Source organism: Aeromonas sp. A35_P (assembly GCF_002259925.1).
Taxonomy (GTDB): domain Bacteria; phylum Pseudomonadota; class Gammaproteobacteria; order Enterobacterales; family Aeromonadaceae; genus Aeromonas; species Aeromonas dhakensis.
Genome location: NZ_NEVB01000217.1, coordinates 1 through 24,150, shown reverse-complemented (window position 1 = coordinate 24,150; position 24,150 = coordinate 1). Strand labels below are relative to the sequence as shown.

22 protein-coding genes are annotated in these 24,150 nt (G+C 66.1%); 13 read left to right on the top strand and 9 right to left on the bottom strand.

From position 1 onward, the window contains the following. Positions 1-88: 88 nt before the first annotated feature. A complete protein-coding gene (locus tag CAK78_RS16560) occupies positions 89-946 on the bottom strand; it encodes a DUF1194 domain-containing protein (protein WP_094698006.1) in 858 nt (285 codons plus the stop codon). 94 nt (positions 947-1,040) lie between these two features. On the opposite strand from CAK78_RS16560, the gene CAK78_RS16555 reads away from it, so the two are divergent. Next, a complete protein-coding gene (locus CAK78_RS16555; protein WP_017764354.1) occupies positions 1,041-1,862 on the top strand; it encodes a hypothetical protein in 822 nt (273 codons plus the stop codon). Next, positions 1,846-2,298, top strand: coding sequence for a hypothetical protein (locus CAK78_RS16550; RefSeq protein ID WP_094698005.1), 453 nt, complete (start codon positions 1,846-1,848; stop codon positions 2,296-2,298). Before CAK78_RS16555 ends, CAK78_RS16550 begins: the two co-directional genes overlap by 17 nt. On the opposite strand, the gene CAK78_RS16545 is transcribed toward CAK78_RS16550, so the two are convergent. The 5 genes from CAK78_RS16545 to CAK78_RS16530 all read right to left on the bottom strand — a co-directional run bounded on the left by CAK78_RS16545 (position 2,273) and on the right by CAK78_RS16530 (position 7,363). After that, positions 2,273-2,800: a hypothetical protein gene (locus tag CAK78_RS16545; protein ID WP_254924807.1), complete on the bottom strand. Its 528-nt coding sequence runs from the start codon at positions 2,798-2,800 to the stop codon at positions 2,273-2,275. The genes CAK78_RS16550 and CAK78_RS16545 overlap by 26 nt on opposite strands. Positions 2,801-2,811: 11 nt before the next feature. After that, positions 2,812-3,645: a hypothetical protein gene (locus tag CAK78_RS23180; RefSeq protein WP_254924806.1), complete on the bottom strand. Its 834-nt coding sequence runs from the start codon at positions 3,643-3,645 to the stop codon at positions 2,812-2,814. A gap of 78 nt (positions 3,646-3,723) precedes the next feature. After that, positions 3,724-5,274, bottom strand: a complete 1,551-nt coding sequence (locus CAK78_RS23175) for a hypothetical protein (RefSeq protein WP_254924805.1) — start codon at positions 5,272-5,274, stop codon at positions 3,724-3,726. A 116-nt stretch (positions 5,275-5,390) separates the two neighbouring features. Beyond that, a complete protein-coding gene (locus CAK78_RS16535; RefSeq protein ID WP_094698004.1) occupies positions 5,391-6,590 on the bottom strand; it encodes a glycosyltransferase in 1,200 nt (399 codons plus the stop codon). Continuing rightward, positions 6,587-7,363 (bottom strand): acyltransferase, encoded by a 777-nt coding sequence (locus CAK78_RS16530; protein ID WP_094698003.1) that lies wholly within the window; start codon positions 7,361-7,363, stop codon positions 6,587-6,589. The genes CAK78_RS16535 and CAK78_RS16530 overlap by 4 nt, the downstream gene beginning before the upstream one ends. A 320-nt stretch (positions 7,364-7,683) precedes the next feature. Between CAK78_RS16530 and CAK78_RS16525 the strand changes: the two genes are divergently transcribed. Genes CAK78_RS16525 through CAK78_RS16510 form a run of 4 tightly spaced genes read left to right on the top strand, consistent with a single transcriptional unit; the run spans position 7,684 to position 12,804 of the window. After that, positions 7,684-9,003, top strand: a complete 1,320-nt coding sequence (locus CAK78_RS16525) for a lipopolysaccharide biosynthesis protein (protein WP_094698002.1) — start codon at positions 7,684-7,686, stop codon at positions 9,001-9,003. Next, on the top strand, positions 8,991-10,376 hold the full coding sequence (locus CAK78_RS16520; protein ID WP_094698001.1) for an O-antigen ligase family protein: 1,386 nt from the start codon (positions 8,991-8,993) through the stop codon (positions 10,374-10,376). Before CAK78_RS16525 ends, CAK78_RS16520 begins: the two co-directional genes overlap by 13 nt. Further along, positions 10,373-11,638, top strand: a complete 1,266-nt coding sequence (locus CAK78_RS16515) for a glycosyltransferase family 4 protein (protein WP_094698000.1) — start codon at positions 10,373-10,375, stop codon at positions 11,636-11,638. Before CAK78_RS16520 ends, CAK78_RS16515 begins: the two co-directional genes overlap by 4 nt. Continuing rightward, positions 11,635-12,804 carry a glycosyltransferase family 4 protein gene (locus CAK78_RS16510; RefSeq protein ID WP_094697999.1) on the top strand — a complete coding sequence of 390 codons (1,170 nt, stop codon included), beginning with the start codon at positions 11,635-11,637 and terminating at the stop codon, positions 12,802-12,804. The genes CAK78_RS16515 and CAK78_RS16510 overlap by 4 nt, the downstream gene beginning before the upstream one ends. Before the next feature lie 32 nt (positions 12,805-12,836). Here CAK78_RS16510 and CAK78_RS16505 read toward each other — a convergent pair whose 3' ends face one another. Beyond that, complete coding sequence (locus CAK78_RS16505) at positions 12,837-13,709, bottom strand: LysR family transcriptional regulator (protein WP_094697998.1); 873 nt, start codon at positions 13,707-13,709, stop codon at positions 12,837-12,839. A gap of 156 nt (positions 13,710-13,865) precedes the next feature. Between CAK78_RS16505 and CAK78_RS16500 the strand changes: the two genes are divergently transcribed. Continuing rightward, positions 13,866-15,299, top strand: coding sequence for a glycoside hydrolase family 1 protein (locus CAK78_RS16500; RefSeq protein ID WP_094697997.1), 1,434 nt, complete (start codon positions 13,866-13,868; stop codon positions 15,297-15,299). 243 nt (positions 15,300-15,542) lie between these two features. Continuing rightward, positions 15,543-16,853, top strand: coding sequence for an HD-GYP domain-containing protein (locus tag CAK78_RS16495; RefSeq protein WP_094697996.1), 1,311 nt, complete (start codon positions 15,543-15,545; stop codon positions 16,851-16,853). Here CAK78_RS16495 and CAK78_RS16490 read toward each other — a convergent pair. Beyond that, the gene (locus tag CAK78_RS16490) at positions 16,850-17,605 is read right to left on the bottom strand and encodes an SDR family NAD(P)-dependent oxidoreductase (RefSeq protein WP_094697995.1); all 756 of its coding nucleotides are present in this window, start codon (positions 17,603-17,605) and stop codon (positions 16,850-16,852) included. The genes CAK78_RS16495 and CAK78_RS16490 overlap by 4 nt on opposite strands. Positions 17,606-17,730: 125 nt before the next feature. On the opposite strand from CAK78_RS16490, the gene CAK78_RS16485 reads away from it, so the two are divergent. The 3 genes from CAK78_RS16485 to CAK78_RS16475 all read left to right on the top strand — a co-directional run bounded on the left by CAK78_RS16485 (position 17,731) and on the right by CAK78_RS16475 (position 20,712). Further along, the gene (locus tag CAK78_RS16485) at positions 17,731-18,684 is read left to right on the top strand and encodes a LysR family transcriptional regulator (protein WP_094697994.1); all 954 of its coding nucleotides are present in this window, start codon (positions 17,731-17,733) and stop codon (positions 18,682-18,684) included. A 160-nt stretch (positions 18,685-18,844) separates the two neighbouring features. Next, positions 18,845-19,690 carry a deoxyribonuclease IV gene (nfo, locus tag CAK78_RS16480; protein WP_005301356.1) on the top strand — a complete coding sequence of 282 codons (846 nt, stop codon included), beginning with the start codon at positions 18,845-18,847 and terminating at the stop codon, positions 19,688-19,690. Positions 19,691-19,722: 32 nt separating this feature from the next. After that, positions 19,723-20,712, top strand: coding sequence for a Gfo/Idh/MocA family protein (locus CAK78_RS16475; protein WP_094697993.1), 990 nt, complete (start codon positions 19,723-19,725; stop codon positions 20,710-20,712). A 115-nt stretch (positions 20,713-20,827) separates the two neighbouring features. Here the strand turns inward: CAK78_RS16475 and CAK78_RS16470 are convergent, their stop codons facing one another. After that, complete coding sequence (locus CAK78_RS16470) at positions 20,828-21,733, bottom strand: LysR substrate-binding domain-containing protein (protein ID WP_094697992.1); 906 nt, start codon at positions 21,731-21,733, stop codon at positions 20,828-20,830. A gap of 99 nt (positions 21,734-21,832) precedes the next feature. Here CAK78_RS16470 and CAK78_RS16465 point away from each other — a divergent pair, with 99 nt between their 5' ends. Both CAK78_RS16465 and lpxM read left to right on the top strand, forming a co-directional pair. Continuing rightward, complete coding sequence (locus CAK78_RS16465; protein WP_094697991.1) at positions 21,833-22,813, top strand: TDT family transporter; 981 nt, start codon at positions 21,833-21,835, stop codon at positions 22,811-22,813. Between the two features lie 241 nt (positions 22,814-23,054). Then, positions 23,055-24,044, top strand: a complete 990-nt coding sequence (gene lpxM / locus CAK78_RS16460) for a lauroyl-Kdo(2)-lipid IV(A) myristoyltransferase (RefSeq protein WP_094697990.1) — start codon at positions 23,055-23,057, stop codon at positions 24,042-24,044. The last annotated feature ends 106 nt before the right edge of the window (positions 24,045-24,150 follow it).

Genomic DNA, 24,150 nt, shown 5'->3' with positions numbered 1-24,150 from the left:
CTCTGTATCTGACAGGTTGAGGCGGCCGCAACAAATTAAGGGAGCCATGGCTCCCTGCTCGTTACAAAAGTTACAAACGGTATAACGGCTAGCCGACGGCTGGTATCGGTTGCCAGCCGGCGTGCTGCTGGTTCCCCTGATTACGGCCTTGAGTTCGACGCTGATAACGCCAGGCCAGCAGCAAGGGCATGCCGAGCAGCAGCTGGGCGGCGAGCGGGATCTCCTCGATGGGGGCCGCCAGTGCACCCTCCGGGATAATACCCCCCTCAATCTCGGCCGCGAGTTTCAGCTCCAGGGCGCTGCCAAAATCGGCGAAGGTGGTGGCGTTGATGACGAAGGCATCCTCGCCGCCGGCGATATTGTTCAGATACCAATCCTGCAGCACCCCATCGGGGTAGTCCTGGCCTATGGTGATGCCGTTGATGGTGTCGATGCCGGAGGCGAGCAGCTGATCCCGCACCGTGGCGGTGTCGAGCCCGGCGTTCTGGATCCCGTCACCGGAGACATCCATCACCTGACGCGTCGCGGTGAAGTCGTTGGTATCGAACTGCAGGGCACCGAACTCCATGGCCGAGCCCGGCGCCGTCATCCCCGAGTAGGGGCGTGTCAGGGCGTCCAGGGTGGCGGCAAACTCGTTGATGGAGGTCATGTCATAGAGGTAGAACCAGTCGGTCATCACCGCCTGCTGGGTCGAGCCGCTCCACATCACCATCTGCACGGCGATGGTGCCCAGCTTGCCGTCGCTGGTATCCAGGATGGCGTCTTGCACCGCCTGGCTGTAAAACGCATCCACATAACCCTGCAACTGCAGGTTGAACTCGGATGCGCTGACGCTGCCCGACACATCCATCAGCAGTTGCAGCTCGGTATCCACTTCGGTCAAGGCGTAGGCGGGGGCGCTGACCAGCAGCATCCCCACCAGCCCTGCCAACGGTTTTAGTCTCATAACTCGCTCCTTCTCCTTGGGGCCTGGCCCTGAGCCTCAGTGCCGATGGGGGGAATGAATAAAGCGTGCCACTTTGCAGGTGTCAGCAGCAGGCATGAAATTTGCGGTCTTCGCACAGGATGAAAACGAACAAGTGCGGGGTGAGGCGATGGAGATCCGTCCCTGGCAGTGGGCGCCCAACTGGTTGCTGTTGGGGCTGGTCAATCAGTGGGCCATGGTGTGGCTCAACACGGGCCATTTCAACCTGCTGGTGGTGTTGCTGATTGCCATCTGGTGGCAAATTGCATCGCGGGTTGCGCCAGCCTGGCAACCTGGCCGCGCCGCTCTGCTGCTCTTCTCGCTGCTGCTGTTGATCCCGAGCGCCAGTTGCAAGGCGCTGGCCTGCCTGCTGCTGGCCGCGAGCCTGTGGCGGCGCCAGCAGCCTTGGGACGAGCGCGCCGCGCTGCAGATAGTGGTGGCCTTCACCCTGGCCGTGCTGTGGGGGCAGCAACTCTTTGCCCTCTGCTCCGGTCCCGTGCTGGCGCTCGATGCCTGGGGAGTGGGCCAGTGGCTGCAACTGCTGGGGTGGGAGACGGTGCAAAGCGGCAATCGCATCGAGCGGGTGGGGGGTCATGCCCTGATCGTGCTCAAGGGCTGCTCCTCGTTCTCCCAGCTCTATCTGGTGGCGCTGGCCTGGCTGGTCTCCTCCTGCTGGCTGGCCCCCGGGCGGGCGCTGCACCGTCAGCTGCCCCTGCTGGGGCTGGTCTTGCTGCTCTATATCGGCAGCAACCAGCTGCGGCTGGTGCTGATGAGCCTGGATCTGCGCTGGTACGGCTGGCTGCATACCGGCACGCTCGCCCAGCTCTACCAGTGGCTGGTGCTGCTGTTGCTGATGACACTGCTGTTTCGAAGGGGGCGCCATGTCACCACCGATTAGGGGCTATCTCTGGCTGGTGCTGCTGGCACTGGCCTCCACCGGTGCCATGGGGTGGCGCTATCAGCACCGCCAGCCGGTGGATGGCGCGCGCCAGATGCTGCGCGAGCTAAGCCAGCTCGGCTGGCAGCGGCAGGGGGCCAGCCCCTTGCTGGGGGGCACTTATGTCGGCTACCGGCTGCGCCACCCAGATTGTGACGGGGTCTTGCAGGCGATGGCGGTGGCCCCGGATCGGGAGGCCATGTCGGTGCGGCTCGCAGGCAAAGGCCAACTGCAGGGGGTGATGTTTCAGGGCCAGTGGCACCCGGAGCCGCCACTGCTGGCCTATCGGCTCAATCAGGGCTGGCACAAGCTGTGGGGCGACGCGCCGGCCCCCCTCTATCGGGTCGCGTTGCCTGCGGCCTGTCTTGCCCTTATTGCGCCTGGCGAGCCTCGTTGAGGGGGCTGGCCGCATTGGCGGGCAGCACCCTGATCAGCAGGCTGTTCGGGGCCAGCATGGGGTCGTAGCGCGGTTCGAGCTCGATGGCGCGGGCACTGAGCAGGCTGGCCAGCTTGCCAAGGCGGTTGCTGGCAAGGCGCGCACTCTCCAGCATGTCGGTCTGCGGCCCGGGGCCGCTGATAAGGGCTATCTTCGCTGGATCCCGCTGGCCGAGAAACTGGTGCAACTGCTGCTCCTGATCCGCCGCCAACATCACCGCTTCCTCCTGATAAGTCAGCGACAGCTGGGCCTGCTCGGCCAGTTGCTGCTGGCGCAGCTGCGCCAGCATGGGGAAGGGATCCTCGGTGGGCGTCTGGCGGGCACAGCCAGTGAGTAGCAAAGAGGGTAGCAAAGAGGGCAGCAAGGAGAGCAGCAAGCCTGCGGCAAGCCCGCTCTGGCGGGGACGACGCCCGGTATTCTGGCGCCCAAAAGCCTTTATGTTGGTGACGTTCTGATGCGGCATAAGCTGGCCAGTCAGGGGGATGAATTGGCTCCAGTTTGCAATGTTTTCAAGCGCTTGGCCAGTTGTTCAATCTCGCCGCGAAAGCTGGCCCAGCGGCTGGCGGGGAGTGCTTCGGCCTGCTGCCAGCGGGTGGGCACCGCCTCGCGCAGCCGCTGCAGCAGCAGGGCTGCCTCCACCTGTTGGCGCGCCGCCTGCTCGAGCCAGGTGAGCCAGCGCAGATCCTCGATACCCTGTTGCAGCAGCAGCAGATCGTAGGAGAGACGATGGGCCTCGCAGGCCTGCGGGCCCAGCAGCAGAAAGTCGCTCTCGCGCCCGTCGGTGGGGTCATAGGGCAGGGCGGTGGGCATGCGCCCGTGCCACTGCAGATAACCCTCGGCCCCGCTCTGCCAGAGGTAGAAGCCGGCGGCGCGCGGGGTGCCGAGGTTGTAAAACCAGGGGGTGGCCCCGGCGGCCCTCACCCGTTCCACATCGGCCTTGTCGGCGCCAAAGCCTGCGTTGATCAGGGCTATCTCCACCTCGCCAAGCAAGGGCGCCTGGGCTGGATGGTTGAAGTGACCGGCCCGCACCACGGCGGGATCCCGCCGCTTCATCTCGCGGGCCATGGCTTGAATGGCGGGCAGGGCGCCGAGATCGGGCTCGTCAAACAGGCTCCAGGCCAGGGGCGGCAGCCCCTGGGCGCGAAAGGCGGCCTGGCGCTGCTGCCAGGCATCGAGCCGGCTGTTGGCGTCACTGCCCCAGCGCTTAAGCGAAGCGTAGGCCAGCAGCGGCATGTGAAAACCAAGGCCGATGGCCTCCTCCTGGGTGGTGCGCATCCCGGCTTCATCCTGGGGCAGGGCGGGGGCCACGCCGCTTATCCCAAGCCCGGCGAGCCGCGCCAGATCGCAGCGACTGGCGGCCAGCTGGGCGCTGGCCAGCTCCGGGCCCTAGTTGAACCAGCCAAGGTAGGGGGGCGTGTCGAGGTAGATGCCGACCGGTTTGCTGGCGGCGGGCAGGATCAGGGGCAGCACCTCGACGTCCAATGGCAGTTGCACCAGCTGCTGGTGGCTGAGCAGCTGGATATTGCCTTGATAGCGCCCAGCCGGTGCATCCTTCGGGATGGGAAGATGCAGCACCAGGCGCCTTGGCACCCCGCGCTTGAGGGTGAGCCCCGCCACCCCCTCCACCAGCTCCTGATCCGAGGGGAGCAACAGGGTGCCGCTCGCCTGGGGGCGCACCAGATGCCACTGGCTGTGGTAGGGGGTCAGCAGCAGGGTAACGCCGTTGGCCGCTGGCGGCTGGATCACCAGCAGGGGGGCGGCGTCATCCTCGGGCGTCTCGATGACAAACTCCAGCAGCAGCTGGCTGCCTTGGGCGGCCAGTACGGGAGTGGCGGGGGGGGCCGGGCTGGCCCTGGCACTCAAGGTCGGCTGCCCCGGCGCAATGGGGGTCAGGGTGAGGCGAGCGGGGGATTCTGGCAGCGAATAGGGGGCCAGGGTCCACTTTTCCGTAAAGAGCTGGCGCTGCTTGGCCAGCACCCGTCGGGTGGCTTCGGCCAGCGGGTGAGGGTTAGCCTTGGTATCAGCCTGCTTGTCCGCCGCCGGATAGGGGGCAAGCAGCAGGCCGGCGAGGAATTTTGCATCCGGCGAATTGCCCCCCAGGGTGAGGGTGAGCGGGCCGCCCGGATGCTCGAGCACCAGGCTGACCGGCCCTCCCTGGCGGGCACCAAACAGCAGCCAGGGGTCTGGATTGGGCAACGCCTCCTGCTGCTGGCCGGCGAGATAGCGCTGGGCCAGCCACTCGCCCGGCTGCCACCGCTCGGCCCAGACCGGCTCGCCATCGATCAACACGCTGCGCTCGAGGGGGTGGGGCAGGTACTCCCACTCGCCCGGATCGTCGAGCCAGAGGGTGAGCTGGTAGCGCCCCTTGGGAACGTTCAGCCTGACGCCGTCGAGGTTGCGCAGCCCGTCGCGGATCAACGCATCGCCAGAGGGGCGCAAGATGGGGCTGGGGTGGCCAAGCAGACGCGGATCCCCCGGTGCCAGGGTCTCGAAACCGGTGAAGCGGGGGGCATCGCTCGCCCCCAGATCGAAGGCTATGGTGCCGGCGGGCAGGGTCAGCCCGGGGGACCAGTACCAGCGTGTCAGGGTGAGCGGCGTCGCCCCGTCAGCCATGAAGAGATAGAGCCTGGTGAGCTGGTCGAGGGCCAGGGCCCTGGGCTGGGCGGTGCGCCAGTCGCTTAAGGAGAAGCGCAGGGTGAAGGGACCCGGGGGGATGATCCGCTCCAGATTGACCCGGCTGCGGTAGTTGACCGAGGCGGCGTCGTCCACCCGCAGGATCAGGGTCTGGGGACTGGCCGCGGGATTGTGACCCTCGATCACCAGTTCGTCATCCGCCCCGACCGGCCAGGGCTGGCGCTCGAAGGTGAGCCGCTGGGGCGTCTGCTCGCCGCTCAGCGGCAAGGGGGTGGGGCCATCAAGGCGGCTCGCCGCCAGCACAGTGCTTCCTATTGCCAAACTTCCTATTGTCAAACAGAGGGCCGGCAGGGTGAGGGTGAGCAGGCCGAGTACCCGTAGCCAGCATGTTCTGTGCAAACGCGCCGCCAGCCAGATCATCAGAGCAGCCCCGCCAGCCAGTTTTTCAGCTCATCGGCCCTGTGATCCCAGCTCTGCTGTGCCACCGCCTGCTGGCGACTCTGGCGCCCTTCGCTGCGAGTCAGCGCTTCCCACTCGTAGCGCTGAAACCAGTCCTGGGCGGGGGCGTCGAGGGCGGCGCGCTGGATGGCCTGGGCCAGGCTGTCGCCCGGGCGGGGCAGATGCACCAACTCCCGATAGCCGTCCAGTGCCGGAAAATCGGTGCTGACCACGGGCCGGCCGGTCGCCAGATACTCGCGCAGTTTCAACGGATTGCAGGCCCTGATCTGGGCGTTGTCGACGAAGGGCAGCAGGCTCACCTGCCAGTGCTGGGCGTAGGCGGCCAGGGTATGGTGCGGCCTTGGGCCGAGCAGGTGCACGTTCGGCAATCCGGAGAGCGGGCTCAGGTCAGTCTGCCTGGGCCCTATCAGCACCAGATCCCAGTGGGGCAGGGCGCGGGCGGTCTCCGCCAGCAGGGGGACGTCTATCCAGTCGCTCAGGCTGCCGTAAAACCCGGCGATGGGGCGCCCGCTCGGCAGATCCGCCGGCCTGGGTTGGGGGGGCATAAAAAGCCCGAGATCCACCCCGTGGCTCAGCAGCCGGGTCTTGTGGGGGGGGAAGCGGCTGACCAGCGCCGGACTGGCGGCCAGGATAAGGTCTGCCTTTTCTACCAGCCTGGCCTCGCAGCGGGCGATGGCGGCGTGATCCACCCCCGCCAGGGCCGAGAAGTCGTCGCCGCAGTAGTAGATCACCGCCCGCTCGCCGAGCTTGCCCACCAGATCCACCGCGCTTGGCAGGGAGATCCAGAGCAGCGGCTTGTCGATCTCGGGCAGCTGGCGGCGGATCTGGGCCGCCAGCCAGTGGCCGTTGATCCGCCCCGCCAACGGGCTGCCGGGCAGGGGCAGCGCCAGCGGCGGCATCACCTGGGGCATCGGTACGCTCTGGATGGCGGCTGCCTGCCCCTCGCCCTTGGCCGGGCGGCGCAGCACGGCTCCCAGCTTGCGGCCGAGCCGGCCAAGGTCGCGCACGTTGAGGCGGGGGCGGCGCAGGCCGATGGAGTTGACCCAGAGCACCCGATAGTCCGGCAGCAGGCGCTTGATGAGATGTTGGGTGCTGGAGGGGTGCTGACCCCAATCCTCCCCCAGTACCACCAGCTGGGGCTGTGCGCTCGACGGCTTCATGGCTGCTTCTCCTCACTCAGGCGGCTGGTGGCGCTCTCTGCCAGCGCGTCGCGGCAATCTTGCGCATCGAGGGGGCGCAACACCCGGGCCGGCACCCCCGCGGCCAGCACCCCGGCAGGCAGGCTGTGGGTCACGATACTGCCGGCGGCGACCACGGTCCCCGCACCTATGGTCACCCCCGCCATCACCATGGCACCGGTGCCGAGCCAGACGTCGTGTTCGAGCACGATGTCGCCGACCTGCTCGTTCCGATCCTGCAGTCCCCGGGCCCGCTCCTGGGCATCCAGCGGGTGGCCAGGATAGCCTGCGAGAAAGGCGCGTCCGGCGATGCGCACGTTGTCGCCGAGCACCACCTGGCTGCCCACTGCTATGGTGGTCTGCCAGCCGATGCCGACGTTGTTGCCAATTTTGAGCTCGGGGGCCTTGCTCGAGGGGCGGCCGCTGATGGTCATGGCGGCGCTGAGGCGACAATCCGCCCCGATGTCGATCGACACCGGGCCGCTGATAAAGGGGATGCCGCCATAGAGATAGAGGCGGGGGGCGGGGGCGCGCAGGCGGGACTGGAACAGCGGTGTCCACCAGAGGGTGCGGGCCAGGGTGGCGAGTGTCTGGCTTGCCAGTCGATAGAGACGATAGAGCAGGCCGTGCAGGGGCGGGATGAGCGGGAAGCTCCAGCTGCGGGCCCCCTTGGCAAGGCGCCACAACAGGCGGGCCAGCGGCGTCTCCCCCTGCTTGGCCCAGGTTTTCATCCGGTACAGGCTGATGCTGTTCATGGTGTGCTCTCCCTTGGCTCTGTGGCCGTCATGGCTGACCTGTCAGGCACTAGCAGGGATCGGGCCAACTGGTGTGCTGCGCTTGCGGGGGCGCGCGCTGGCCGCCTGCCAGGGAGTTGGATGGCAAGGCGCTGTGCAAATTGCGCCGGCCGGGCTGCAAAACGCAAAAATCAGATTCATTTTGGGCCTGATGTGTGTTGCTGTGAGGGTCGAGAGCGCGACATGCAAGGCTCCGCGGGGAATTGCACCGGCTGGCGTGCCCCTTGCATTGGCTTAACCCAGAAGACCCAAGATCCGTTGCCTGGTGGCTGGGAGGCCCTATGAGACTCGGAGTAAACCAGATAGCCATGCTCTATTACGCCGCCGGCCTCTTGCTGATGAAGGGGATCTCCCTGCTGATGCTGCCGGTGCTGACCCACCTGCTGGCGCCCCGGGAGTATGGCCAGCTGGAGGTGCTCTTGACCATCATCAACCTGGGCTCCCTCATCCTGGGGTTCGGGCTGGTGGACGCCCTCTATCGCTTCGCCGGGATGGCGGCAGATGAGGGCGAGCGCAAGCAGGTGGTGGCGCGGGTGTTTGGCCTGGTCTGGATCATCGCCCTGGCCAGCCTGGTGCTGCTCTGGTGGCTGGCGCCCCTGGTGCAGCGGCTGCTGCCAACCGAAACCCGCCTTGCCGATGTGCGCTGGGTACTCTGCGCTTTGCCGTTCGAGGGGGTGATCGGGGTGCCGCTGGCCTGGCTGCGGATGCGCAATCAGGCCCAACTCTTCTTCGTGGCTACCGCCGGCAAGGCGGTGATCCAGTCCCTGCTGACCGCCTGGTGGCTCTGGCTCGGCTGGGGAGTGAGCGGGGTGCTCGCCTCCGGCACCCTCACCTGTGTCGCGCTGGCGCTGCTGCTGAGCCTCTGGCAGTGGCGCGATGGTGGCATCCGCTTTGACTGGCAACACTACCGCCCCCTGCTGCGCTACGGCCTGCCGCTGGTGGTGAGCGGGCTGGCGGGCTTTGCCTTGAGCGGGCTGGATCGCTGGCTACTGGCCGAGCACGTCGGCGAGGCGCTGCTGGCCTACTACGCGGTGGCGGGCAAGCTGGCGCTGGCGGTGGGACTGCTGCTGCAGCCCTTCGCCCTCTGGTGGTATCCGCGCCGCTTCATGCTGCTCAAGGAGCCGGACGGCCTGCGCCTCAACGCCCATTACAGCGTGCTGGGCTCTGTGCTGGGGTTTGCCACCGCCGGGGTGGTGGGGCTCACCGCCCCCCTGCTCATTCGCTGGCTCACCCCCGAGAGCTATCACGGGGCCATCGCCTATATCCCGCTGCTGGTGCTGGGGATGGCGGTGCGCAACGTCTCTGACCTGCTCAACGTCGGCTGCTTCAGCGGCGAAGAGAGCAAGGCCCAGATGGTTATCAATCTGGGATGCAGTTTGCTCGGCGTCCTTGGCTTTCTGCTCGCCATTCCGCACTTCGGGGTGGCCGGGGTGATCTGGACCCTGCTGCTGGTCTACCTGGTGCGGGCGCTCGCCTTCTATCTGGTGAGCCAGCGGTTGCTGCCGCTGCCATACCGCCTCTCGGCGCTGTGGGCGAGCGGTGCCGGCTCCCTTGCCATGATGTGGCTCGGCCAGTGGTGGGCAGGGCAATGGGCCGCCTGAGCCACGCCCTCTGGGGGCTGACCGCCACCCTGCTGGTGGCCGGACTCTGGTGGCGACTGCCGCACCCGCTGCTGCTGCCGGTGCTGGGGCTGGCCATTCCCGCCATCTGGTTTGCCCTGCGCTGGCCGTTTCTGATGGTGCTGGGGTTCGTCACCTTCTCGTTTTTCCGGCTGCACGAGGTGTTTCCACAGCTCTATCCCCTCAAGATCCCGCTGCTCTTCTCGCTGGCGGCGATCGGCGCCCTGGTTTGGCACACCCTGCTGACCGGCCGCATCACTCCCTATTGGAGCCAGCCCCTCAGCTGGTTGACCGCCTTTTTCATCGTCGTCTCCATCGGGGTGCTGTTTGCCAGCAACCGGGGGGAGGCGATTGCCACCTGGACCGGCAGCTACAGCAAGATCTACCTGATGACGCTGGCCACCGCCTGGCTGGTGCGCAGGCCGGAGGATTTCGCCCTGGCGGTGCGGGCCTTCGTGGTGGCCGGCAGCATGGTGGCGCTGGTGGCGCTCTACAACAAGAGCAGCGGCATCGGGCTGGTGGAGGGCACCCGGGTCACCATAGGGCGCGAGCTCGGCTCTGTGCTGGGGGATCCCAACGATCTGGCGCTGGTGCTGCTGTTTCCCGCCGGCTTCTCCTTGAGTCTGCTGCTCAACCAGAACGGCCTGGCCGGGCGCATTCTGGGGGCGCTGGGGTTCGTATTGGTGGCCGCCGCCATCATCGCCACCCAGAGCCGCGGCGGCCTGCTCGGGATCTGCGCGGTGAGCGGCATCTTTGCCTGGCAGCGGGTGCAGTCGAAGACAGTGCTGATCCTGTGCGGCACCCTGGCGCTGCTGGTGCTGTTTGCCGCTGCCGGGATAAGCGACAGGGCTTCTGGCGGGGCGGCGGAGAGCGGGGTGGATGCCTCGGCCATGGGGCGGCTTTATGCCTGGCAGGCCGCCTGGGGCATGGCGCTGGCCCATCCGCTCATCGGAGTGGGGCTCTCCAATTTCTACTACAACTACTTCTTCTTCAGCCCCCACTGGGACGGCCTCAACCACGCGGTGCACTCCACCTGGTTCGGGGTGCTGGCGGAGACCGGCTTCGTGGGGCTGTTCATCTTCATCGGCATGGTGGTGGTCACCCTCTACCGGACCTGGCGCTGCTCACTGGATGGCATGCCTCCTGCAGTAGTCACAGCCATGCAGGGGGTGATGGCGAGCATGGTGGGGTTCGTCATCTCGGGATCCTTCCTGACCCAGGGCTTTACCTGGCCCATCTATCTGGAGCTGTCGCTGGCGGTGGCAGCCATCAAATATGTCCGGCAGGCCAGAGAAACGGAAATGGCCATGGCCGAGACGGAGCGGGATAAACCAAACAAGGGAGCTGAGTCATGAGCGCAACCCCCATTTTGCTGGTGCATTACGGCGAGAACTGGATCCGTGGCAGCGAGCGCTGCCTGCTGGATCTGCTGGCCCACCTGGATCGCAGTCGCTTTGCCCCCCTGCTCTGGTGCAACAGCCAGCAGTTGGCAGAGGAGGCCGCCCTGCTCGGGGTGAAGGCGGTGGTCGACCCCTTTACCCTGCTGCTGGGTTGGCAGGCTCCCCGCTTCGATCTGGCCGCCCATCGGGCCCTGTGCCAGCGGGCGCAGGCGCTGATAAGCGAGCATGGCATCACTCTGGTGCACGCCAACAGCGCCGCCCCCTGCCAGTGGCTGGCCGGGGTGTGCCGCAAGATGAAGGTGCCGCTGGTGTGCCATCTGCACGCCCGTTATCAGCCCAGAGACAGGTTTACCCTGCGGGTGCATCAGGCCAACGTGCTGATCGGGGTGAGCCAGCCGGTGCTGGCCCCCTGGCGGGAAGATGGCTGCGAGCACAGACGGCTGGTTCACATCGCCAACGGGGTGGATGGGGTGCGGCTCAACCGTGACGCGCCTTGGCCCGTCAGCAGCCTGCCCGGGCTGCCTGAGGGAGAGCTGATCCTGGCCACCATAGGGTCGCTGATCAAGCGCAAGGGGGTGGACTTGCTGATCCGCTCCCTGGCAGAGCTCTGCGCTCAGGGGGGCAAGGCGCAGCTGCTGGTTGTCGGCAGCGGCCCCGAACTGGCCGCGCTCACGGCATTGGCCGCTGAACTGGGAGTGGCCGAGCGGGTGCACTTTCTCGGCGAGCGGCCTGACAGCGCCGCCATCCTGCGCGGCGGGGTGGATCTGCTGGTCTCCGGTGCCCGCGAGGAGGTGTTCGGCCTGACCCTGGCCGAGGCCGGCACCCTGGGGCTGCCGGTCAGCGCCTATCGGGTGGGGGGGATCCCCGAGGTGGTGGAACACACGGTGACGGGCCTTCTGGCCGAGCCCGGCGACTGGCGCCAGATGGCTGCCCACTGGCAGCGGCTGGGCGATGCCGGATTGCGCTACCGGCTGGGGCGGGCGGGGCAATTGCGCGCCAGCCAGCTGTTCACGGTCAAACGCTATGTGGAGAAGGTGAGCGAGCTCTGGTCGGCGACCCTCTCGGGACGCTGGGACAATCCCGAGCTCCCCCCCTATGGGCGCATGGTGCGCTGGCTCGGTCAGCGGCTGCTGGCCAGGGTGGGTCTGGCGGGGGAAGGGGGGCTGCTTGGCGGGCGCAGGGCGGCGATCGGGTCGGATGAAGGAGCACCATCATGAAGCCGCACCATGAGTCGACTGCTGGCAAGGCCGGGCAGGGGGAGACGCTGGTGGTGGTGGATCCCATCTCTTTTCGCGGCGGCTCCAAGGTGGCCACCGAGGTGATCCTGGCGGGGTTGGCCGACCGCCAGCCGGCCCTGGCGCTGCATGTCCTGACGCCGGACGTGGACTCCTGGCCCGGGTGTCGTCACCATTCGCTCTGGGTGCCCACCCTGCTGCGGGGGCGCGAGTCGGGCTTGGGGTATCTGCTCAAGCAGGGGTGGCAGAGCCTGATGATCCTCTGGCTGATATGGCGGCTGGGGGAGGTGCGCGGCCTGCTGGCGGCCTCCGGCCCCGGGGTGGATCTCTGCTGCTACTGGGCCGCCAGGATCGCGGGGATCCCGGTGGTGCAGCTTATTCACGGCCCGGTGGGCTGCTCCGGCATGTCGGCAAGGGCCCTGTGGCGCGCCAGCCAGGTCTTCTATCTGGAGGCCGCCCGCCCTTCGCTCTCGGCCCTGATCGCCCGCCTTGGCGAGCGCGACTTTCCGCCCCGCTGGCAGCCCTTCATCAACGGACTGTGCGAGGCGAGCTGGCCCACGGCCACGACCGGCGGCTCCGGCATCTTGTGGGCCGCCTCCTTGCTCAAGTGGAAAGGGCTGGAGACCATGCTGGCGGCGCATCAGCAGCTTGCCGAGCCCCGTGCGCCGCTGACCGTCTGCTATCTGCAACCGCGCAACATACTGCAACCTTGCAGCGAACCTCGGCCAGATCTGCCCGATACCCGCTGGCATGAAAACCCCGGCAACCTTGACGAGATCAGGGCCGGCTGCGGCATCTTCGTCTCCACCAGCCATCAGGAGCCCTTCGGCCTCTCCATCCTGGAGGCCATGGCTGCCGGCCTGTGCGTGGTGATCCCGGCAGATGGGGCCTGGTGGGATCGCCACCTGACCGACGGGGTGAACTGCCGCAAATATCAGCCGGACAGCGTCGATGAACTGGCGCGCGTGCTGGCGGCGCTGCAGGAGGCCCCTGCGGTGGCCATGGCCATAGGGGACAATGCCAGGCTGCATGCGGCGGCACATTACAAGGCGAGCGAGACAGGCAGAGAGATGGTGGCGGGACTGGCACGACTGCTTGAGCGGGCCGAGCCTGAGTGCGCCGCAAAGCGCCCTGGCCCGGCGCTGTAGCGGCGCGTCACTCCCAGCATCGCGGCCTTGCCTTATGGCAGGGCCGGCTCGCTCATGCTGGCGACTGTCTGCCAGAAGGCCTCGATCAGCGGCCCCTTGCTGTGGGGCGGGCGAATAAGGCCTATGGTCCAGCAGGCTTCCCCCTCGGTCAGCGGCAGGGTCAGCACATCCGGGTGCTCTATGGTGGTGGAGGAGGGCACCAGGGTCCAGGCGATGTCGGCGGCGGCGGTGGCGACGCCGGCGGCGAAGTCGTTGACGTACTGGATATCACGAAAACGCAGCCCGCTCTGGGCCAGGTAGTGCATCAGGTGATCGTAAAACGAGGGGGCCTTGTCCCGGCGCAGGATGGCCAGCGGCTTGTCCACCAGATCAGCCAGCTTGCTCACGCCGGCGTAGCTGGCCGGCAGCACGGCGACAAAATGGGCCCGCACCACCGGCAGGCACGGCCACCCCTTGGGGGCGGGCAGGCGGCAGAAGCCGAGATCCAGCTTGCCTTCGCTCAGGGCCAGCAACTGATGGTGGGTGGAGAGATCGTTGAGCTCTATGGTCACCTGGGGGCGTTCGGCCCGAAATTGCGCGATGGCGGCGGGCACCAGCAGCTTGGTGGCAACGCCAAAGCCGATGCGCAGGGTGCCGCTGTTGCCGGCCAGCACGTCGCGGGCGCTGCGTGCTAGCTGCTCGCTGGCGACCACCAGGGCGCGGGCATCCTCATAGAGGGCGCGCCCCAGCACGGTGAGACGGGTGCTGCTTGCATTGCGCTCGAACAGCTCGCCGCCCAGCTCCTCTTCCAGCCGACGGATCTGCTTGCTCAGCGCCGACTGGGTGACGTGCTGGCGCACCGCCGCCTGACCGAAGTGCAGTACCTCCCCCAGGGTGACGAAGGCTTTCAGATCCCGCAGCTCCATGTCGGCTCCTGTAATTCCTGTTTGGAATGTTGAATGGTTAAATTTGTCATTGGACGGAATTTTAGAACTGTTCGATGCTAATGCCAATTCCATTGGGCACCGCCAGTCGGTGCGATCAAGGTGGCCAGCCCACCGCCGCAGAAGGAGCAACCCCAGATGCATCACCACAAGTTCAACGACTTCCCGCAAGATTTTCTGTGGGGCGCCGCCTCCGCCGCCTATCAGGTGGAAGGGGGCTGGGACGCCGATGGCAAGGGGCCCTCGGTGTGGGATCTGTTCACCAAGCTGCCGGGCAAGACCTTTGAGGGGAGCAACGGCGACGTGGCGGTGGATCACTACCACCGCATGGAGGAGGACGTGGCGCTGATGGCCGAGATGGGGCTCAAGGCCTACCGCTTCTCGGTGAGCTGGCCGCGCATCTACCCGACCGGCCGTGGCGAGGTGAACGAGGCGGGGCTCGCCTTCTATGAGAAACTCATCGACACCCTGCTGGCCCACCAGATTGAGCCGGTGCTCACCCTCTATCACTGGGACCTGCCCCAGGCGCTGCAGGACGAATACGGCGGCTGGGAAGACCGGCGCATCATCGCCGATTTCGAGCGCTACTGCGTGACCCTCTATCAGCGCTTTGCCGGCAAGGTGAAGTACTGGGTGTCGCTCAACGAACAGAACTACAACCTGACCAACGCCTATCAGCTCGGCACCCATCCGCCCGCAGTGCAGGATCGCAAGCGCTTCTTTGCCGCCAACCACATCGCGTTTCTGGCCAACGCCCGGGTCATCAAGGCGTTCCGTCAGCACGTGCCGGGGGGGCTGATCGGTCCAAGCTTTGCCTATTCTCCCGCCTATCCGGCCTCGTGCGATCCCAAAGACATGCTGGCTTACGAGAATGCCGAGGAGTTCACCAACCTCTGGTGGCTGGATGCCTACTGCTTTGGCCGCTACCCCCAGGCGGCGCTCGCCTATTTGCGGGAAAATGGCGAGGCGCCGGAGATCCTGCCGGGCGATCTGGAACTCTTGCGGGAAGGAACCTCCGACTACATAGGCGTCAACTACTACTACACCCTGACCTATACCGACAACCCGCTCGGCGGCCAGACGATGCAGCGCATCAACACCACGGGCAAGAAGGGCACGACGCCGCCAAGCGGCATTCCCGGTCTCTACAAGACGGCGCCCAACCCGCACCTGGAGACCAGCAACTGGGACTGGGCCATCGATCCGACCGGGATGCGCATCGCCCTGCGCCGGCTCTCCTCCCGCTATGGTCTGCCGCTGATGATCACCGAGAACGGCCTCGGCGAGTTCGACAAGCTGGCAGAAGGAGATCGGGTACACGACGACTACCGCATCGACTATCTGCGCAGCCACGTCAAGGCGTGCCAGGAGGCGCTGCAGGACGGGGTGGAGCTGCTGGGCTATTGCGCCTGGTCGTTCACCGACATCCTGAGCTGGCTCAACGGCTACCAGAAGCGCTACGGCTTCGTCTATGTTGAGCGGGACGAGCAGGGGGGCTCCCTGCGCCGGCTCAAGAAGGACAGCTTCTACTGGTACCAGACGGTGATAAGCTCGGGCGGCAAGACACTGTAACCAAATCCATCCCCTCGACGGGCCCCGCCAACTGGCGGGGCCCGTTTTTTTGTCCGTTTGCCGGGCCGACCCGCGTCGCATCCGGGCATGGTACTTGCCGGATTGATCCAACTCATCTTTTTGTCAATTAGCGTGTGCGGATGGCGGCTGCAAACCGGCGGGAGGGGCAATCTGGTTTAGATTCAATATGTTTACGCGGCCCCTAAGAGGGATCTATCACCTTGGCAGAGGTGGAAGCGCATCATGCACCACAACAGCTCTCATCCCCGCTGCGGCGGGCTGGTTGCCCAGCAGGTTGATCTGCGCCAGCTGGTATACGCCCTGTCGGCGTCGCTGGATCTGGTCGGCATCGGCGATGTGGCACATGGCAAGCGGGTCGGCATCATGGCCGCCGAGTGTGGCAAGGCACTGGGGGCCGGTGAGAGCGAGCAGGCCTGCCTGTTCGAGCTGGGGGTGCTGCACGACATCGGCGTCTCCTCCACCTTCATCCACAGCCATCTGGTCAGCGAGTTCGACTGGGAGTCTTCCCAGCGTCACTGCGAGGTCGGTTACGATCTGCTCAAGGATTTCCCGCCGCTGGCCCCGCTGGCGGAGCCCATCCGCTATCACCACACCCACTGGCATCAACTTGTTCGGCAGCAGGGGGTGACGGCCACGGTGCGGCGCCAGGCCAACCTCATCTTTCTGGTGGACCGGGTCGATGCCCTGGCGGCCTCGCATTATGGGGACGGCTCCCTGCTGATGCACACCCAGGAGATCCGGCAGCGGATCGAGGCGTGCGCCGGCGAGTTCTTCGACCCCGAACTGGTGGCGGCCTTTTTGCGGGCCTCCCTGCCGGAGGCATTCTGGCTGCAGCTGGAGGGGCGCGCCATCACCGACTACATGCGCGGCATGCTGAGCGAGCGGGAGCCCTGCCTCACCAGCAACGGCGAGCTCAAGCAGCTGGCACGCATCTTCTCGGCCATCGTCGATGCCAAGAGCCCCTTCACCGTGGCCCACTCCCTCGGGGTGGCCAGGCTGGCGCGGCGGCTGGCCCAATGGATGGGGATTGAGGAGGGACGCTGCGAGCAGCTGGAGATCGCCGGGCTGCTGCACGATCTCGGCAAGCTGCGGGTACCCGACGAGATCCTCGACAAGGCGGGAAAACTCGATGAGCGGGAGCGGGCCATCATCAACACCCACAGCTTTGAAACCTATCAGATTTTGCGCCACATCGACGGCTTCGAGGAGATTGCCCTGTGGGCCTCCTATCACCACGAGGAGCCCAATGGCTGCGGCTACCCCTTCCACCTGACTGCCGAGGCGATGCCGCTGGAGGCGAGGATCTTGCGAGTGGCCGACATCTTCCAGGCGATGGTGCAGCACAGACCCTATCGGGCGGGGCTGAGCGCCGACGCGGCGCTCGCATTCTTGCAACAACTGGCGAGCCAGGGGCGGGTCGATGTCGACGCCGTGGCTACCCTGGCGGCGCACCTGCCCGAGGCTCACCAGGCCGCCAGCGGTCAGACCCAGGCGGCCCAGAGAGACCTCGGCGTTGGTGAACGGACGCCTTAGAGGAACATGCCGCCGGAGGCCTCGATGCGCTGGGCATTGATCCAGCGGCTGTCGGGGGAGAGCAGGGCGGCGATGACGCCACCGATGTCCTCCGGCTGGCCCACCCGACCCAGCGCCGTCTGGCTGGCGAGGAAGTCGTTGACCGCCTGATTGTCCCGCACCACACCCCCGCCAAAATCGGTCTCGATGGCCCCCGGCGCCACCACGTTGACGGCGATGCCGCGCGGTCCCAGCTCCTTGGCCAGATAGCGGGTCAGCACCTCGACCCCTCCCTTCATGGCCGCATAGGCGGCATAACCGGGCAACGCGAAGCGGGTCAGCCCGCTCGACAGATTGAGGATGCGCCCGCCATCGCGCAGAAGCGGCAGCAACTGCTGAGTCAGAAAGAAGACCCCCTTGAGGTGAATGTTGAACAGGGTGTCGAACTGTTGCTCGCTGGTCTGCTCGATGCTGGCGTGAATGCCGATGCCGGCGTTGTTGACCAGAAAATCGAACCGATCCCGCTGCCACGCACCCAGCTGCTCGCGCACCTGGCTGGCGAAGGCGGCAAAGCTGCTGCTGTCGGCCACATCGAGGGACAGGGCATGGGCCCTGACGCCGAGGGCGGTCGCCTCGGCCACCACGGCCGCCGCTTCATCGGCCTGACTGCGATAGGTGATGATGAGGTCGACGCCGCGGGCGGCGAGGGCCAGCGCCGCCTGTCTGCCAAGGCCGCGGCTGGCGCCGGTGATGAGTGCGATGGGATGGGTCATGAGAGGACTCCTGTCTGTGGTCATGGGCTCGGGATGAGCCGGTGTGATCACTCTATTGCCCGTTGTTGATTGGATAAATAAGGTGATAATGAATGCACTGTTCCGATTAACGAGACAATGGCGCCATGGATCAACTGGATGCGATGAGGATGTTTGTGCGGGTGGCGGAGCTGGAGAGCTTTACCCGCAGCGCCGAACAGTTAGGAGTCCCCAAGGCGACGCTCTCGGCGGCCATCCGCCGGCTGGAGGAGCAGATGGGCACCCGCTTGCTGCAGCGCACCACCAGGCGGGTGCAGCTGACCACGGATGGCCGGCTCTGTTACGCCCGTTGTCAGGATCTGCTGGCGGACATGGAGGAGTTCAACGGGCTGTTTCGCCAGCAGGGGCAGCTGAGCGGCCAGCTGCGGGTGGACATGCCGGGCCGGATGGCCCGCCATCTGGTGATGCCGGCGCTGCCCGCCTTTCTGGCGGCGCATCCCGCCTTGCAGTTGATGCTGAGCAGCACGGACCGGCGGGTCGATCTGGTGCGGGAGGGGTTTGACTGCGTGATCCGGGTCGGGGCGCTCGAGCCCTCCAGCCTGGTGGCGCGCCCCCTCGGACACTACCGCCAGATCAACTGTGCCAGCGCCGCCTACCTGGCCCGCTACGGGACGCCCCGCAGCCTGAGCGAGCTGAGCGGCCATCGGCTGGTGCACTATGGCAGCAGCAGCGGGCCCAGAGAGAGCGGTTTCGAGTATCTGCAGGCAGACGGCTCGCGCGCCGTGCTGGCGATGAGCGGGGCGCTCACGGTGAACGACAGCGAATCCTATCTGGCGGCGGCGCTGGCCGGGCTTGGCATCATCCAGCAGCCGCGAGTCGGGGTAGAGCCACTGCTGGCCAGCGGCGAGCTGGTGGTCATCCTGCCAAAGTGGCAGGCGCCCCCGCTGCCCATTCACGCCCTCTATGCCCATCGCCGTCAGCTGGCCCCCCGGGTGCAGGCCTTCATCCAGTGGTTGAGCGGCATCCTGGCGTCAGCGCTGGGCCCCGACGGCCCGCGCGATGGCCTGGCGACGCGGGCAGGGATGGACGCAGCCGATTGATGGCTTGACGCCAATCCCCACCTGCGGCGGGTCTCTCTATGGCTGCCATCGACAATCCCGGTTTGGCGCCGGCCGGGCGGCTTGGCATAATGGCGCCCCACACGGGTTGGCCGCCCCTTTGCTGCGCGGCCAGACCCAGCAACAGTGCAGAGGAGATGTGATGAAATTTATCGGAGCCCACGTCAGTGCGGCCGGCGGGGTGGAGAACACCATCGCCCGCGCCCAGGCCATCGGGGCCAACGCCTTCGCCCTGTTTACCAAGAACCAGCGCCAGTGGCAGGCGGCGCCGCTCTCCGAGACCAGCATTCGCGCCTTCAAGCTGGCCTGCGAGAAGGGGGGCTTTCGCCCCGAGCAGATCCTGCCCCACGACAGCTACCTCATCAATCTGGGTCATCCCGACCCCGATGGCCTCGCCAAGTCCCGCGATGCCTTTCTGGACGAGATGAAGCGCTGCGAGCAGTTAGGGCTTTGCTACCTCAATTTTCATCCGGGCAGCCACCTGAAGCAGATCCCGGAGGCGGCCAGCCTCAAGCTGGTGAGCGAATCCATCAACTGGGCGCTGGAGCGCAGCGAAGGGGTGACGGCGGTGATCGAGAACACCGCCGGCCAGGGCACCAACCTCGGCTGGTCGTTCGAGCACCTGGCCACCATCATCGACGGGGTGGAAGACAAGAGCCGGGTTGGCATCTGCTTTGACACCTGCCACGCCTTTGCCGCCGGCTACGATCTGCGCACCGCAGAGAGTTGTGCCGCCGTCTTTGCCGAGTTCGACCGGACGGTGGGTTTCCAGTATCTGAAGGGGATGCATATCAACGGCGCCAAGTGCACCTTCGGCAGCCGGGTAGACCGTCATCACAGCCTGCGCGAGGGGAACCTGGGGGAGGCGGTGTTCCATCACATCATGAATGACCATCGCTTCGACGGCATTCCGCTGATCCTGGAGACCATCGACGAGTCCATCTGGGGCGACGAGATCCGCTGGCTGCGCAGCCTGGCGCAGGCCTGATGCCCAACCGGCAAGCGCATAAGGAGACAAGGATGCAAGAGAGCACAAGCGAACAGCCGCTGCGCTGGGGCGTTGCCGGCGCGGGGGCGATCGCCCGCCGTTTTTGTCAGGATGTGAACGGGAACGCCAGTGGCTGCCGGGTGGTGGCGATCGCCGCCCGTGATCAGGGGCGGGCGCAGGCCTTTGCCGACGAGCAGGGCTTGCTCCACGCCCATGGCAGCTATCAGGCGCTGGCGGCGGATCCCCAGGTGGAGGCGGTCTACGTGGCGGTGATCCACCCGGAGCACGCCGCCCTGATCGAACGCATGCTGCTGGCGGGCAAGCACGTGCTGGTGGAAAAGCCGGCGGTGACTCGGGTGGCGGACTGGGATCGGCTGGTGCGCCTCGCCGCCGAGCGGGGCCTGCTGCTGATGGAGGCGATGAAGGTGATGTGCTTCCCCGCCATGCGCGCATTGCTGGGGCGGCTTGCCGCTCTGCCGGCCCCCGACAGACTAAAGGCCGCCTTCGGTTCGGTGCAGACGCGGGACGGCAAGCTGTTCGATCCGGCGCTGGATGGCGGCGCCGCCTGGGATGTGGGGGTTTATCCGCTCTGGCTCTATGCCGCTCTCTGTCACCAGCTGGGGTTGGCGGCGGGTGAGCCCGAGGTCAGCCTCACTCGCCAAGAGGGCGAGGTGGATGAAGCCGCCCGCTTTGCTTTCGCCGGCCCGCTGAACGCCGAGCTGGTTGCCTCCATCGTCGCGGATCTCGACAAGTCGGCCTGGCTGTCCGGGCCCGGCTGGGCGCTGGAGCTGGTGGGCAAGTGGTGGAACCCCCAGCAGATCGTCTGGCTTGGCGGTGCCCCCCTGCCGGCCTGGCCCCACGACATCGCGCTGCCGGTGGCGGGTGGTGGCATGCAGCACGAGGCGGATCACTTTGCCGCCTGTCTCAGAGAAGGATTGACCGACTCCCCCTGGGTGCCGCAGGCACTGACTAGACAGGTGCTGGGCTGGGTTGAGCGGGGATTGCAGTTCGCTGAACGCTGAGCCACAAGGCACAATGACCAAGAGGGAGAGCCAGGGCTCTCCCTCTTCTATTGCTGCCGTTACCCTGGTGGCAAGGGCCATGCTGGGCAATATGCTGTCCGATCACCGCATCGGTTCAGGCATCCCGAGCGGGTGGCCGTACATCCTCCTGGGCGCGGCAAAATTGCAGAAAGCGGCGCAGGGTGGCGGAGTGATACTTCTGCCGGTGCCAGATGAGGGAGAGCTGACGGGGAAAGCGGCGGGCGAGGGGCAGGGCCACCAGGCGACCCGCCTGCAGCCGGTCCGACACCGCCAGGTGAGAGATGAAGGAGATGCCGAGTCCCTTCTCGACCGCCAGCATCACCGCCTCCAGGGTGTTGAGTTCGAGCCCCGCCTGCCAGCGCGGCAGCTCGGGCTGGATCTGCTGCTCGAACTGTTCGCGGCTGCCGGACTGGGGCTCGCGCAGCACCCAGGTCTCGTCGCTCAGCTGGGTGAGGGAGAGGCGATGGCGGCCGGCGAGGGGGTGATCGGGCTGGGCCACGATCAGCATCTCGTCGTGGAGCCAGGGCTCGCTGACCAGATCCGGGTGGTGGTTCTCCCCCTCGATCAGCGCCAGATCCAGCTCGAAGTTGGCCAGCAGGTGGCAGAGCTGGTGGGTATTGGTGATGGTGACCCGGGGTGGCTGTCCCAGCTCCTGCTTGCTGGTGGCGAGCAGGGCCGGCAGCAGGTAGTTGCCTATGGTCTGGCTGGCGCCCAGGCGCAGCTGGCCGCTCGGTTCGGCATCCGGGCTGAACAGGGTCTCGATATCCTGCATCCGGGCCAGCAGCTCTTCGGCCGCCGGTTGCAGCAGGCGCCCCTCGTTGTTGAGCTGCAGCCTGGGGTGAATGCGGTCGAACAGCGGGGTGGCGAGCTGGCGCTCCAGCTCCTGCAACGACTGGGAGACGGCGCCCTTGCTCAGGCACAGTTCATTGGCGGCCAGCCCCAGATTGCCGTAACGGGCGATGGTGGCAAAGACCTTGAGTTGTTGCAGGGTCAGCTTCATGTTTGGATATCCTGAACGATTGATTTAATTCATTTAGATATCGTAAACGATGGCCGCTCATTATCCTATGCCCATCGTCTCTCATCAGAGGTTTCAGACATGATCGCAAGAACCCGTCAATCCTTAGGCAAGGCCCCGACTCCCATGGCTGGGCTGGCGCTCGGGATCGCCAGTCTCGGTTGGTGCTGGGAAAATGCCGGTCGCTTCGATGGCCGTCTGCAGTTGCTGGGCGCCGCCGTTGCCGCCGTGTTGCTGCTGATCCTGACTTTCAAGTTTGTGCTGCACCCGCGTCTGTTGTGGCAGGATCTGGCCCACCCCGTGGTCGGCAGCGTGGTGCCCACCTATGCCATGGGCACCATGGTGGTCTCCAAGGCGGTCGGTATGCTCAACACCGGTCTGGGAGAGGGGCTCTGGCTGTTTGCGGTGCTGCTGCACCTGGGGTTCCTGGCCACCTTCGTCTGGCATCGGGCCAAACAGTTTGAAATTCACCACATGGTGCCGAGCTGGTTCGTGCCGCCGGTGGGGATCATAGTGGCGGACGTCGCCTTCCCGGGCGGCCAGTTTGCGGCGCTGGCCAACGGCCTGCTCTGGTTCGGCATGCTCTGCTATGGCCTGATGCTGCCGCTGATGCTCTATCGCCTCATCTTCAGCCATGAAGTGCCGGATGCCGCCAAACCGACCATCGCCATTCTGGCGGCCCCCGCCAGTCTGTCACTGGCCGGCTACCTCACCGTAAGCGAAGAACCTTCTCTGCTACTGGTAGCGGTGCTGCTGGGGATCGCCGTGCTGATGACCGGCATCATCTACCTGGCCTTCATCAAGCTGCTGCGTCTGCCGTTCTCGCCGGGCTACGCCGCCTTCACCTTCCCGCTGGTGATCGGTGCCACCGCCCTGTTCAAGGTGAGTCACCTGGTCGAGCAGTGGCCCCAGGCAGCCGAGTATGTCGAGCAGATCCGGCTGCTGGCTCACTTCGAGCTGGGCGCCGCCACCCTGATCGTCGGCTACGTGGCCCTGCGCTACCTGATGTTCTTCCTGCCGCTGGGCAACGACGAGATGGCATCGGGCATGGTTCGTCGTTAGAAAATGGCCGCAAGAGGGCCGGGATAAGGGGTCCGGTGAGCAGGTCCGCGCAAGACGGACGCCACCGAACAGATGATGACAAGGCGCTCCACCTCGGGTGGGGCGCTTTTTTATGGGCGTGCTTGCGCAAACTGGCCCGCTTCGCAGGTGCAATCGTCCACCAACGCCAGGATGAATTTAACTGGTATTACCTGTCAGGATGAATATAATGCAGCTCCCTTTCCCATGCTTGACCCCATCCATGTCTTCCCATGATCCCCTGTTTGATCCTCGTTTCGAGGCCCGTTTTTTGCACCCGCGTTACTGGTTCAGCTGGCTGGCGCTTGGCGTCCTGATGCTGCTGGCCTTCGTGCCAGTCAAGTTGCGCGATCGGCTGGCCGCCACCCTGGCGCCGCTGGTGTTTCGCATCTCGAAAAAGCAGGTCTACATCGCCAGAACCAACCTGGCCCTCTGTTTCCCGCAAAAGAGCGAGGCCGAGCGCGATGCCATCCTGATGACCTCGATCCGGGTCGGCCTCAAGAGCCTGCTCGGCTTTGGCGAATTCTCGGTGCGCAGCCCCGCCTATCTGATGAAGCGGATGCGGGTCACTGGCTGGGAACATATCGAGGCGGAGCAGGCGGCCGGCAGACCGGTGATCCTGGTGGTGCCCCACAGTTGGCCGGTGGATGCGGCCGGTTACTACTTCACCCGACGCGGGGTGCCCATGTGCACCATGATGAAGCGGGCGCGCAACCCGGTGTTCGACTGGCATCTGAACCGCGCCCGGGCCCGCAACGGCTGCCGCGTCTATGAGCGCAGCGCCGGCATCAAGGCTGTGATCCGCACCATCAAGGAGGGGAACAGCTTCTTCTACCTGCCGGATCAGGATCATGGCCGCGAGAAGAGCATCTTCGCCCCCTTCTTCGGCCAGCCCAAGGCAACCCTGCCGGCGTTGCCGCGATTGGTGCAGGTGAGCGGCGCCAAGGCGGTGCCGCTGCTGGCCTGCTATGACGAGGCGCACCACTGCTACCGGCTGGAGATAGACGCCCCCTTTGACAACTATCCCACCGACGATGTGATGGCCGACACCTGCCGGATGAACGACATGGTGCAGCAGCAGCTCAGCCGGGATCCGGGCCAGTACATGTGGTTTCTCAAGATCTTCGATACCCGCGAGGATCAGGTCGGGCTGGATGGCCGCTACGAGGCGGGGATCCAGCGGATCCGCCGCGGGTTGCAGCCGCTCTCCTGATGGGGGCAATTCCTTGTTGGTACTATGGCCCTGCGGGGCCATTTTTATTGGCACTCTGCCGGTTGGCAGGGCGAGGCGTCGAGCCGGTGCCTGCCCCAACTAGGCC

What these genes read in the sequence shown, in the direction of transcription:
- CAK78_RS16550 (WP_094698005.1), top strand. Translation starts at nt 1,846, where the DNA reads ATGTCACCACCGATTAGGGGCTATCTCTGGCTGGTGCTGCTGGCACTG.
- CAK78_RS16555 (WP_017764354.1), top strand. Translation starts at nt 1,041, where the DNA reads ATGAAATTTGCGGTCTTCGCACAGGATGAAAACGAACAAGTGCGGGGT.
- CAK78_RS16525 (WP_094698002.1), top strand. Translation starts at nt 7,684, where the DNA reads ATGAGACTCGGAGTAAACCAGATAGCCATGCTCTATTACGCCGCCGGC.
- CAK78_RS16545 (WP_254924807.1), bottom strand. Translation starts at nt 2,800, where the DNA reads ATGCCGCATCAGAACGTCACCAACATAAAGGCTTTTGGGCGCCAGAAT.
- CAK78_RS16475 (WP_094697993.1), top strand. Translation starts at nt 19,723, where the DNA reads ATGCAAGAGAGCACAAGCGAACAGCCGCTGCGCTGGGGCGTTGCCGGC.
- CAK78_RS16485 (WP_094697994.1), top strand. Translation starts at nt 17,731, where the DNA reads ATGGATCAACTGGATGCGATGAGGATGTTTGTGCGGGTGGCGGAGCTG.
- CAK78_RS16500 (WP_094697997.1), top strand. Translation starts at nt 13,866, where the DNA reads ATGCATCACCACAAGTTCAACGACTTCCCGCAAGATTTTCTGTGGGGC.
- CAK78_RS16490 (WP_094697995.1), bottom strand. Translation starts at nt 17,605, where the DNA reads ATGACCCATCCCATCGCACTCATCACCGGCGCCAGCCGCGGCCTTGGC.
- CAK78_RS16465 (WP_094697991.1), top strand. Translation starts at nt 21,833, where the DNA reads ATGATCGCAAGAACCCGTCAATCCTTAGGCAAGGCCCCGACTCCCATG.
- lpxM (WP_094697990.1), top strand. Translation starts at nt 23,055, where the DNA reads ATGTCTTCCCATGATCCCCTGTTTGATCCTCGTTTCGAGGCCCGTTTT.
- CAK78_RS16560 (WP_094698006.1), bottom strand. Translation starts at nt 946, where the DNA reads ATGAGACTAAAACCGTTGGCAGGGCTGGTGGGGATGCTGCTGGTCAGC.
- CAK78_RS16530 (WP_094698003.1), bottom strand. Translation starts at nt 7,363, where the DNA reads ATGAACAGCATCAGCCTGTACCGGATGAAAACCTGGGCCAAGCAGGGG.
- CAK78_RS16515 (WP_094698000.1), top strand. Translation starts at nt 10,373, where the DNA reads ATGAGCGCAACCCCCATTTTGCTGGTGCATTACGGCGAGAACTGGATC.
- CAK78_RS16535 (WP_094698004.1), bottom strand. Translation starts at nt 6,590, where the DNA reads ATGAAGCCGTCGAGCGCACAGCCCCAGCTGGTGGTACTGGGGGAGGAT.
- CAK78_RS16520 (WP_094698001.1), top strand. Translation starts at nt 8,991, where the DNA reads ATGGGCCGCCTGAGCCACGCCCTCTGGGGGCTGACCGCCACCCTGCTG.
- CAK78_RS16510 (WP_094697999.1), top strand. Translation starts at nt 11,635, where the DNA reads ATGAAGCCGCACCATGAGTCGACTGCTGGCAAGGCCGGGCAGGGGGAG.
- CAK78_RS16470 (WP_094697992.1), bottom strand. Translation starts at nt 21,733, where the DNA reads ATGAAGCTGACCCTGCAACAACTCAAGGTCTTTGCCACCATCGCCCGT.
- CAK78_RS16495 (WP_094697996.1), top strand. Translation starts at nt 15,543, where the DNA reads ATGCACCACAACAGCTCTCATCCCCGCTGCGGCGGGCTGGTTGCCCAG.
- CAK78_RS16505 (WP_094697998.1), bottom strand. Translation starts at nt 13,709, where the DNA reads ATGGAGCTGCGGGATCTGAAAGCCTTCGTCACCCTGGGGGAGGTACTG.
- nfo (WP_005301356.1), top strand. Translation starts at nt 18,845, where the DNA reads ATGAAATTTATCGGAGCCCACGTCAGTGCGGCCGGCGGGGTGGAGAAC.